General features: G+C 44.8%; 9 protein-coding genes and 1 pseudogene. 5 read left to right on the plus strand and 5 right to left on the minus strand.

Annotated elements, in window-relative coordinates; translation table 11 throughout:
* Both ACP45E_RS03795 and ACP45E_RS03800 read left to right on the plus strand, forming a co-directional pair.
* Positions 1 to 397 (plus strand): annotated as a pseudogene (locus ACP45E_RS03795) (methyl-accepting chemotaxis protein); the annotation flags it as partial.
* A 163-nt stretch (positions 398 to 560) separates the two neighbouring features.
* The gene (locus tag ACP45E_RS03800) at positions 561 to 1,859 is read left to right on the plus strand and encodes an MFS transporter (protein ID WP_017037254.1); all 1,299 of its coding nucleotides are present in this window, start codon (positions 561 to 563) and stop codon (positions 1,857 to 1,859) included.
* Positions 1,860 to 2,204: 345 nt separating this feature from the next.
* On the opposite strand, the gene ACP45E_RS03805 is transcribed toward ACP45E_RS03800, so the two are convergent.
* Positions 2,205 to 3,116: a LysR family transcriptional regulator gene (locus ACP45E_RS03805; RefSeq protein ID WP_017037255.1), complete on the minus strand. Its 912-nt coding sequence runs from the start codon at positions 3,114 to 3,116 to the stop codon at positions 2,205 to 2,207.
* 144 nt (positions 3,117 to 3,260) lie between these two features.
* On the opposite strand from ACP45E_RS03805, the gene ACP45E_RS03810 reads away from it, so the two are divergent.
* The 3 genes from ACP45E_RS03810 (at position 3,261) to ACP45E_RS03820 (ending at position 5,547) form a co-directional block, all read left to right on the plus strand.
* Entirely contained in the window at positions 3,261 to 3,713 is a 453-nt protein-coding gene (locus tag ACP45E_RS03810; protein ID WP_017037256.1) for a DoxX family protein, read from the plus strand.
* A gap of 89 nt (positions 3,714 to 3,802) precedes the next feature.
* Positions 3,803 to 4,756 carry a glutathione S-transferase family protein gene (locus tag ACP45E_RS03815; RefSeq protein ID WP_017037257.1) on the plus strand — a complete coding sequence of 318 codons (954 nt, stop codon included), beginning with the start codon at positions 3,803 to 3,805 and terminating at the stop codon, positions 4,754 to 4,756.
* Complete coding sequence (locus tag ACP45E_RS03820; RefSeq protein WP_017037258.1) at positions 4,753 to 5,547, plus strand: DODA-type extradiol aromatic ring-opening family dioxygenase; 795 nt, start codon at positions 4,753 to 4,755, stop codon at positions 5,545 to 5,547. The genes ACP45E_RS03815 and ACP45E_RS03820 overlap by 4 nt, the downstream gene beginning before the upstream one ends.
* 298 nt (positions 5,548 to 5,845) lie before the next feature.
* On the opposite strand, the gene ACP45E_RS03825 is transcribed toward ACP45E_RS03820, so the two are convergent.
* From ACP45E_RS03825 to ACP45E_RS03840, 4 genes are all read right to left on the minus strand, one after another.
* Entirely contained in the window at positions 5,846 to 6,493 is a 648-nt protein-coding gene (locus ACP45E_RS03825; protein ID WP_241824263.1) for a DUF3299 domain-containing protein, read from the minus strand.
* 156 nt (positions 6,494 to 6,649) lie between these two features.
* Positions 6,650 to 7,990: a metal-dependent hydrolase family protein gene (locus ACP45E_RS03830; protein ID WP_017037260.1), complete on the minus strand. Its 1,341-nt coding sequence runs from the start codon at positions 7,988 to 7,990 to the stop codon at positions 6,650 to 6,652.
* 92 nt (positions 7,991 to 8,082) lie between these two features.
* Positions 8,083 to 9,291 carry a linear amide C-N hydrolase gene (locus tag ACP45E_RS03835; RefSeq protein ID WP_017037261.1) on the minus strand — a complete coding sequence of 403 codons (1,209 nt, stop codon included), beginning with the start codon at positions 9,289 to 9,291 and terminating at the stop codon, positions 8,083 to 8,085.
* 49 nt (positions 9,292 to 9,340) lie between these two features.
* On the minus strand, positions 9,341 to 9,865 hold a 525-nt coding region (locus tag ACP45E_RS03840), incomplete at its 5' end, for a hypothetical protein (protein ID WP_158008365.1).

The following is a 9,865-nucleotide window of genomic DNA, read 5'->3' on the forward strand; positions in this document are numbered from 1 at the left end:
ACCCGCTCTTCCGATCTCAACTCGAACACAATCTGCAACCGAGCAGATACACACATCGGTATCTGAAATTCATACCACTCTCATTTCATGGTCAAAAAAAATGGAATCAGGGAAAGAAGCCGCTGAAACTTGTGCGGCCGAGGCCCAAGAAACAGAACTTCTCGTGGCAAAAGTTTACGATAGTATTTCCGATATTTCAGACTTAACTATGCAAATATCCACGGCGACCGAACAGCAAAGTATGGTGTCACAAGAAGTGACCCGAAATATTTCGAATCTCCGAGATGCATCAACAAGTAACTTGGAGCAAACTGAGGGGGTCAATGATCAAGCCGGTGTGATCAACCGCCTGTCACATTCATTAGCATCACTTGCTTTATCGTTTCGAGTCAATTGAATTCGGCTCGTTTCTAATATTCAGTAGAGAGCTCAATGAATGACTGAGTTAGCCTCTCGTTGGTTCTCTATTTGTACGTTGTCAAAAATCTGGTTATGTACTTGAGCGTGTAAATGAACTTATGTCCCTTACTACCCGTATAGGTAACCTAAGGAGATCATAAATGAAACTTAATAGTACAACCCTCTATCAACGGCTCTCAAACGAAGAAGATGCTCGGGCATGCACTGGTATCTCTGACTTAGCTTGTAGTGAGGTGCCCGGTAATTTTTTTAAAATATTAATTGCTCAGCTAAGCACCAAGCTAGCAGATTCATTCACCAGCAGTAAAGTCGTGCTGCCTTGGCTCCTGACCTCCGCCGGAGCACCCGCTTTTTTCACCGCACTGTTAGTTCCCATTCGCGAGTCTGGCTCTCTGATTCCGCAACTAATATTGGGTGGAATCGTTCGTCAATTCCAGCACCGAAAACAATTTTATGTTATCGGTTCGTTGTTACAGGGAGCGGCTGTTGCTTTAATGGCTATCTCGGCTCTTCAGCTCAACGGCGCTAGGCTTGGCTGGACGATTATCGTGTTACTGGTTATTTTCTCGCTTAGCCGCGGACTCTGCTCTATTGCCAACAAAGATGTACTAGGAAAAACGATTCCTAAAGCTCGACGCGGTCGATTGGGCGGTCTAAGCGCTAGCCTATCGGGCATCATTACCCTACTGGTCACTGGTAGCATGCTGGCTTTTCAGTATGGTTCAATTAATTTTGTGGTCACAATGCTGGTGATTGCCAGCCTATTCTGGGTGTTTGCCGCCATCAGTTTTGGGTTGATTGTTGAATATGAGGGCGCAACTGAAGGTGCAGGCAACGGATTTAAAGTAGCAATAAAGAACCTTAACCTTTTACGTAGCGATACTCAATTTCAACGCTTTGTAATGGTACGAGCACTGTTAATGAGTTCTGGTCTAGCGGCTCCATTTATTGTTTTACTGGCAACCCCACACACTGACCTTGGTGGCGTTCTGCTGTTTGTGATCTTAACAGGAATGGCCAACTTGATCAGTGGTTGGTTTTGGGGGTTGTTGGCGGATCGCAGCAGTCGCCATGTGATCTTGTTAACGGCGGCGCTCTCCATAAGTATTTTTCTGTGTACGGCTCTATTCCAGGTGACAATCGAATCGGCTTTGTCTTCGATGACTGTCTTAATTGTTTACCTTCTTATTTATTTTTTGCTCGCAATTACACACCAAGGAGTCCGTTTAGGGCGGAAGACTTATCTGATCGACATGGCAGACGGCAACCAAAGAACCGACTATGTATCAGTGAGTAATACGGTCATTGGTATTCTTTTACTGGTATACGGAGCAATCAGCGCGGTCATTGCACAGTGGAATATAACGGCGGTACTCATCTTATTTTCAGTAAGTAGCTGCGCAGCCTTGCTCATTGCATTGAAACTCAAGGAGATTTAATCAAGCTTTGGTTAACAAAGAATAGGGCATTTTCGTGTACCCGCATGCCCCTCCAGCACACTTCTGGACATATCCTTTTAGTGATAATTCCAATTTAGCAAAATTTGAATTATCAAAAGTATGGAAAAGTCGCTTACGTGAATGTCCAGTATCACTGGTTCAGATCACTTCGTTAGTTGGCAAGGTATTAGTACAGCACACATATTACAGCTTCCTCGAACAAACTTTTGAACATTTATGAGTCAGTGATTCTGCTAAATTAGCATTTAAAGGATTAACTCAGGTATTGCAAATCTCTAGCTACGTGGCCAAGTTCACTTAGCCACTACAGGAGCCGTTCAAGTCTTAAAAAACATCATCCCAATACGGTAAATCACCATAATAGTTACTGAGAAACTCGATAAAAACACTCAACTTAGTCGCAATCAGCTTACGGTGCGGATACACCGCATATAGCGCCATGGGTTCTGGCTCAAACTCTTTTAGAATAACGTTAAGTTGGCCCTTCTTTACTGCGTCAGACACGATAAAGGTGGGTTGAAAAACATAGCCCTCTCCCGCTATAGCGGACTCAACGAGGATATCGCCGTTGTTGCAGGAAATACCGGAACTCTTCTCTTTTGACGAGCGCTTCAGCGCATTCATAAGTGGGGACTCGGATTGACTATAATCCATGTAGCTGTAGCTTAGCAGATGCTCTGGAATAAGCTGTTCCGGATGCTCTGGCGTTCCATGCCGTTCAAGATAGTCTGGGGAAGCACACATAACCAACCGAACCGGAGCAACACGCTTTGCAATTAAGGATGAGCTTTTTAATTGCCCGATCCGTAACGCTAAATCAAAGCCCTCCTCAACCACATCGACTTTCCGATCGTTGAGTTGCAAATCGATACCCACAGCCGGATTGAGCTGCTTAAAATCCCGAATAAGTGAAGCGAGATGCTTGGTAGCGAAAGTCACCGGAGCACTGATACGCAGTAAACCTTGCGCCTCATTCTTTAACTGCCCCATGCTCCCTTCCATGTCTTGAATACTTTCCAAAATGTGCTGAACGTGTTGCACACATCGCTCGCCCGCTTCTGTAAGGTGTACTTTTCTCGTCGTGCGGTTCAGCAGGCGTACCCCGAGTTGTTCCTCCAAATGAGATACGTACTTACTGACCAACTGATTTGACGTTCCCAGTTTCTCTGCTGCCTTGGTAAAACTGCCTTCTCTAGAGACCGTGAGAAACGCCTTCATGGTGTCAATCCTATCCATTAAACAAATCCTTTTAATAAGTCAATTACCAACAATACATTGGAAATCATTCAATGATAATGCCATTTATCATCTAAAGGAGAAAGATTAATCTTATTCCCAAGTTAAGACTTACTTGAATAAATCAACTCTGAGGGAAATACCATGAACAAGCACATTTTTAACAAAGTAATTCAATCCAATGCTGGCTTTGCGGCACTAGTACTGAGAGTTCCGGTAGGAATCATTTTGGCTGCACATGGTGCGCAAAAGCTGTTTGGCTGGTTTGGTGGCTATGGACTTGAAGGCACTGGCCAATGGATGGCAAGCATTGGGCTAGCACCCGGTTACCTAATGGCATTGATGGCTGGCAGTGCAGAATTCTTCGGAGGTTTAGCCTTGATATTTGGCCTTTTGACTCGCCCAGCAGCACTGGTCAATGCATTTGCCATGTTAGTGGCAATCTTCAGCGTTCACATCAGCCATGGCTTATTTATCAGCAATAACGGTTACGAGTTTGCTTTGGCGTTATTCGCTGCCACTTTAGCGCTAGCCATTCAAGGTGGCGGAAAGTTTGCCATTGATAACCGCTTACTTGGTGCAACCAAAACCGCTTAATAAAAGCTATTGGACTCGAAACAAATTAGACAAACAACAGACGCCCATGGCGTACGCTCGCAGGGGGCTCTTCGAAAAAAGGAAAGATTATGTTGGTAAATGGTAAGTGGGAACGCAAGTGGGATCCCGTTCAAGAGAAAGACAGTGAAGGCCGCTTCATCCGCCAAAGCAGCGCATTTACAAATCGCATTGACGATGCACAGTCAGCAGTCGATAAAGGTTTGCGACTCTATGCTGCTTACATTTGTCCTTGGGCAACACGCACATTAATTGCTCGCTCGTTGTTTAACTTAGAAGATGTAATTGACGTAAAAATCTTAGACCCAGTACTAACAGATTTCGGTTGGCAATTTGGGGGTGAATCTGATTCAACGGTAGGCTCTACAGAGAGTGGCATTGAGGGAGTGCAATACGCTCTCCATCTCTATACGATGACTGATGACCAATACACTGGTCGAGCGACTGTGCCTGTACTTTGGGATTGTGGTGATAACAAAATCATCAACAACGAGTCTGCTGATATTCTTCATATTTTGAACGAAGACTTACGACCGATTCATAATTCAAACATCAATTTGTACCCGACTGAGTTGCAGTCACAAATTGAAGAGTTTAATGGCAGTATCTACGACAGCTTAAACAATGGCGTGTATCGCGCAGGATTCGCTTCCAGCCAGAAAGCTTACGACGAAGCCATGGTTGATATTTTCGCTCGCTTAGAAGAACTGGAAACACATTTTGCGAATAACGATTTTGCCGTTGGCAACCAACTAACCGAAAGCGACATTCGGTTATTCGTTACCTTGATCCGATTTGATGTGGCCTACCATGGCCTATTTAAAACTAACATCAAAGCCATCTCTGACTACCCTGCGTTGTCAGCGTATTTGGACCGCTTATTACAAATCGAAGCCTTTGCGAAAAACACTCGTGTCGATCATATTAAAGCGGGCTATTACTCGGTAACTGCGCTAAATCCATCTGGCATAATTCCTCAGGGGCCGTACTTGGATTGGTTTAAATATTTACCGGAGGGAGTATGAAACTAGCACCTCTGATGTTCGTCGGTCACGGTTCTCCGATGTTTGCGTTAGGCGCAAGCATCGTGGCTCAACAACAGGCGACCGATAATTTAACCCATCAAGTAGCTAAATTTGATGATGTGGAAGCTATATTAGTGATATCACCACATTGGGTTGCCCGCGGTAATGTCGTTATCACCAACGACCAACCAGAAACCATTCACGACTTTGGTGGCTTTCCACCTGAATTGTACGAGTTGAACTATCCTGCTGTGGGCTCACACATTGTTGGTAATAAAGTCATCGACTTATTAACCAACAATGGTTTCGAAACCAAGGCGGACAATTACCGAGGCTGGGATCACGGTGTTTGGGTACCGCTGTGTCACTTGCGCCCAAATGCAGACAAGCCAATAGTGCAATTGTCGCTGAATGTTGATCTGTCACCAGATGAACTAGAAAAGCTCGGTAATACCTTGAAACAATTGCGTAAGCAGAATATTGCGGTTATCTGCTCAGGTAGCCTGACGCACAATTTATATGACATTCGAATGAGTCACGAGCCCGTCGCAGATTATGCAAACAAATTCCAAAATTGGGCACGGAAAATCGCTCTTGAAGGCAATTTAGCGGAGGCAAAACAGCCTCACGTTAAGTCTGTTCACTATACGAAGTCACACCCTACCTCTGAGCATTATTTGCCGTTAGTTATTGCTATGGGAGCAAAAGATGACGCTGATAATCTTACGGTGTTGGAAAGTCCAATCTTGCATCACTCCATTTCAATGGAGAGTTATGTTTGGTCTCAGTGAGCAATAACATTACTTTAGTTTAGAAAAACAGCATCAACCAAGATAAGTATAAACTGCAAGGCTAAGAATGGGGCAGGAATGAGTTGAACCAGGAAGAATTCCTTCCTAGTTTCCAGTAGGCAAAGTGCAATCCGTCAGTTTAGTACCAAATGTCTAGCTCCGTGATCACACGAGTCAAACCTCAGGTCTATGAAGCCTCTGGACAGAAACGTGTCAGCTACTTTGCCAAATTAGCTTTTAGTGGATTATCTTAAGTACTGTGAAAACTCTAGTGAGTACCAAATTCATTCAGCGTACATTACTCATAGCTCTGAATAAGCCCAGCCTCGATTGAATAGCCCATTTCTACTGGTGCGGAGCCATCTACTAAAAACAGTTCCTGAGTACTGGCAGTGGTTTTTAGCTCTCCTGATAACCATACTGGATGATAGAGCCCTGCAAAGTCTACACCTTCTTCAAGAGTAACGTGAATCATTTGATTTGGTGGAGGTGGCGGTGTGTGAATACAAGCCCCGATCCATGGCACCAAAAGAAACTCCGTCACTCTTTGTTCATCAAACTCCAATGGCAGCATATACCCTGCTAGGCGAACGTTTTTTCCGTCTAGCTGTTCATTGACCTCTGTCGCTTTTCTTTTTCTGAGTTCAGCAACCTCTTGTCTTTTAGCCAAAAGCGCCTCAACATTATCAATTCCCGCTTCATTCAGTTCCTGTTTAACTTTTATTAAATCTTGACGGTTAGTGGTTTTTGAATCAGAAAGCTGAACATAACGACGCAACTTAGCAATATGATCACTAGATAGAGTCAAAAATGGATCATGAAACTCTATTTGTGCAATAAGATCTGGCCAGTCTATCTGCTTGGTATCATTGGCATTAGCATTTAAAGACGCTACGAGTATAAATGCAGATAATAGTGGAAGAAACATTGCTCTAATACTTGACATCAAAAACCTAATAAGTGACATACTACTTTCTCCTCAACTTTATAACTAGACCTGTAGAAAACAAAACGGCAGGACCTATTGCCAGATACCTGCCTTGGGAGCACAGCGCTGCTTAACACAAGTTCATTTTCAGCTCTGAGCTAGACGATACTAAAACTAGTTAATGGTGTTCTTAAAAATCTCACCATCTTTCATGATAAGGTCTAGATTTTCTTCTGGATTAGTCAAAATACTGATATCTTCCAGCGGGTTACCGTCAATTAATAGAATATCAGCGTAAGCACCACTTTCAATCACACCGAGCTTGGCTTCAGGATATGGATTACGTGGCCCTGTTAGCTCAAGTACCTCGGCATTAACTGACGTTGCCTGCTGCAAAATTTCGGCGTTGGTAAACCATTTCGTACGATTGGTAAACTCTGTTAAGTGCATACGTTTCTGTTCTAGAGAACCCACCATATCTGCGCCGAACAAAATTTTAGCGTCATGCTTCTTTGCCAGCTTCATCAGGCTGTCGAGTCCCTCTTTCGCTTGTTGCTGACGGGCAACCTGAGCGGGAGTAAAACTGGCAGGGGCCGGGCTCATATATACGCCGGTCTGAGCACCAATATAAGCACCCTTTTTGACAGCCAGTTTCATTGTGTCTTCACTGATCAGATTGACGTGTTCTAACGTTTTAGCTCCTGCCTCCAACGCGGCTTGTGTAGAGGCATCGGTATAGGTATGCACGGCTGCATAGGTGTTCCAGCGCTCAGCTTCACCAACAATTGCCTCCATTTCTTCCTTAGAATACTCCGAGATATCCAGAGGGTCATAAAGACCAGAGACAGCGCCTCCGGCAAAGAACTTCAAAAAAGCCGCTCCCTTCCGAAACTGCATTCTGGCAGCAGTTAAGACTTCATCAACACCATCTGCGTTAATAGCGACACCTGCCGTCTCAATTTCTGTTGTTGACGGCCCCCCCATCATTCTTGGGGCAACACTTGGCGCTCGCATATCTCCATGGCCTGCGGTCATACCTATAGCTGCTCCGCTTGAGTAAATCCGAGGCCCAGGGAAGTAGCCTTCGTCAATCGCTCGCTTCACGCCAAACATTGAACCGCCAACATCCCTGATAGTGGTAAATCCTCGCATTAACGTCGCTTCAGAATCCACTAGAGCAATAGCGCCCTGATAGTCCATTGGAGTATACATATGCTCAGCAATACTTAGGTTCCACTGAAGGTGGGTGTGCGAATCGATAAAGCCAGGCGTTAACGTACGACCATCACCGTCAATGATTTTTGCTCCGGCCGGAGCAGAGATATCCTTGCCAACAGACTGGATTAGATTGCCTTGAACCAAAACATCGTGATCTTTTTTTAGCTTGTCGTGCACACCATCAAAAACATTGACATTTTGGATCAATATTAGGTCACTGCCTTCTTCTGCATGAGCTATATTCATGCCAAGGCTTAAACCAACTGCTATCGAACTAGCTAATAGTTGTTTTTTCATTTCTTACTCCAAAATAATAAATCATCATCCATTACACCAATCGGAACTGACATAGGATTAATTCCGATTGGTTAAAGTAATTATCGGTACTCTTATGAACGCCCAACATCGCTTGGCGTCACATTTTCTATATTCTGCTTTCTGCTCTTATCCATCTCGACATGACGGATGGCGTCAGGGTTTTTAGAGAAGTCAATTTGGTTAAGGTCTACCATACGTACCTGACGGTTGTTCTGGGTATGATAGTAGTACTTCAGGTTTTTACTGTCAGCGGCAGAAGTCCAAATAGTAGAGCTGCGCATACCTTCTAGTAGTTCTGGATTTACGCTAGGCCCTTCTGCGGCACCCTGAGGTAGATTGAAGTTATCCATAATTCGGAAGACTTCATACAATGCTTCTTCGCCATTAACCAATTTACGCGAGGTCTGGGTGTAAGCGGTCGCGCGGATAAAACGGGACGGTGGGGTAAAGTCACCAGGTAGACCGATGAATCCGCTACCGGCACCGATAGGTGTCAGGTCAACTTCGCTTTCTCCTTTCGTAAGAGCTTTCGCCGGGTGTTCATTTGATGTTAAACCAATGTAGTTACGCAGGTTGGTCATATGCCATTCGAAGCTAGGACTATTGGTCAGCACACGCAGTGGGTTATCGAAAATCTTCATTTTACCGTCAAGGTATTCCACCACGATCGCTTTTCCGCTTGAATCTACAACCGATAAGTGGATCGGTGCTGCGATGTTACCAAGAGCAGGCTCTGGTGTACCGACCACGTGGATATTCGCAAGCCCTTCACGTACTTCTTCTACGGTGGCAAAAGACGTCAGCACGTAGTTAGCGAGCTCCAGTTCGCTGATCGTTTGCGAAGCTTTAGCTGGATCGTAGTCTTGATACTCGGCAAAACCTGGCAGATAGAGAACGCCTACCACCAGACCTTTTTCATTCATACCATCGGTCAAGTAGTCTTTTTCCAGCGCATCTAGAGCAACTGTTCCGTATTTTACCTTCCACTTCAGGCCGTTTTTACCGTCCGGAGTGGAAGCCTGGAACTCGTATCCACGGGGTACGATGGCAACCCGAGAGTTAAGATCAAAGGCTCCCCATTCCATGGTTCGTCCATAGACGACCGCGCCGTCTTCGGCTTTAAGGGCGATGCTGGTACAAGCGATGGCTCCACCAAAGTGTAGGGCCGGAACTAACATGGAAAGAGAGAGTATCTTCTTCGCGGTTCTTTTGAATAATCCCATAATTTTACCTTTGAAATATAACGTTGATATTTTGTGCTCTTTAGTTTGCGCCATCATAACTTTGAACTTCAGTCACATAGCGCTCGGACAGCATCTTTTAATTGATTTAAAAGAACATTTTGAACTGGGTCCAGAACACACGGTCTGTGACTGAATCTGTATTCCCCATGTGGTTGATATCCATGTCGATATTATCGAATTTAAACTGTAGCCACTTGTCTCCGCTTTCTGTAAGCGGAACTGCGGTTGTAACGCTAGTTTTCAGGGTTTCTATATTCAAGCTGCCATCCATTGTGGTGTATTCCGGTGACAAAGTAATATAGGAACCATCCTGCATTGGTTTCCACACCAGCCAAGCAGTACCGGTGTAACCAGTAATGTGGGTATCTCTTATGCCATACTGCTGCGCAAGCGCACCCTCTTTTTTATACTCACCGATCAGGCCACCTGCACGGAAAAACAGCGTGATGGATTCAGCTGGGGTTTTTAGTATGCTCGCGGCGCCAAATGCAGCAGTCGTGAAGTCCTTGTTGTCGATAATATCGAGCGATGTAGCGACACGTGGCATTAGGTTATTACCAGTACCAAAGGCGTGGAAATACTGGCCACGGAGATCGGAAGAGCGGTTAAG

It is taken from the genome of Vibrio genomosp. F10 str. 9ZD137 (assembly GCF_049974785.1).
Lineage (GTDB): Bacteria > Pseudomonadota > Gammaproteobacteria > Enterobacterales > Vibrionaceae > Vibrio.

Coding starts and splice junctions, on each gene's coding strand:
- ACP45E_RS03800 (WP_017037254.1), top strand. CDS start 561: ATGAAACTTAATAGTACAACCCTCTATCAACGGCTCTCAAACGAAGAA.
- ACP45E_RS03805 (WP_017037255.1), bottom strand. CDS start 3,116: ATGGATAGGATTGACACCATGAAGGCGTTTCTCACGGTCTCTAGAGAA.
- ACP45E_RS03810 (WP_017037256.1), top strand. CDS start 3,261: ATGAACAAGCACATTTTTAACAAAGTAATTCAATCCAATGCTGGCTTT.
- ACP45E_RS03815 (WP_017037257.1), top strand. CDS start 3,803: ATGTTGGTAAATGGTAAGTGGGAACGCAAGTGGGATCCCGTTCAAGAG.
- ACP45E_RS03820 (WP_017037258.1), top strand. CDS start 4,753: ATGAAACTAGCACCTCTGATGTTCGTCGGTCACGGTTCTCCGATGTTT.
- ACP45E_RS03825 (WP_241824263.1), bottom strand. CDS start 6,493: ATGTCAAGTATTAGAGCAATGTTTCTTCCACTATTATCTGCATTTATA.
- ACP45E_RS03830 (WP_017037260.1), bottom strand. CDS start 7,990: ATGAAAAAACAACTATTAGCTAGTTCGATAGCAGTTGGTTTAAGCCTT.
- ACP45E_RS03835 (WP_017037261.1), bottom strand. CDS start 9,291: ATGATGGCGCAAACTAAAGAGCACAAAATATCAACGTTATATTTCAAA.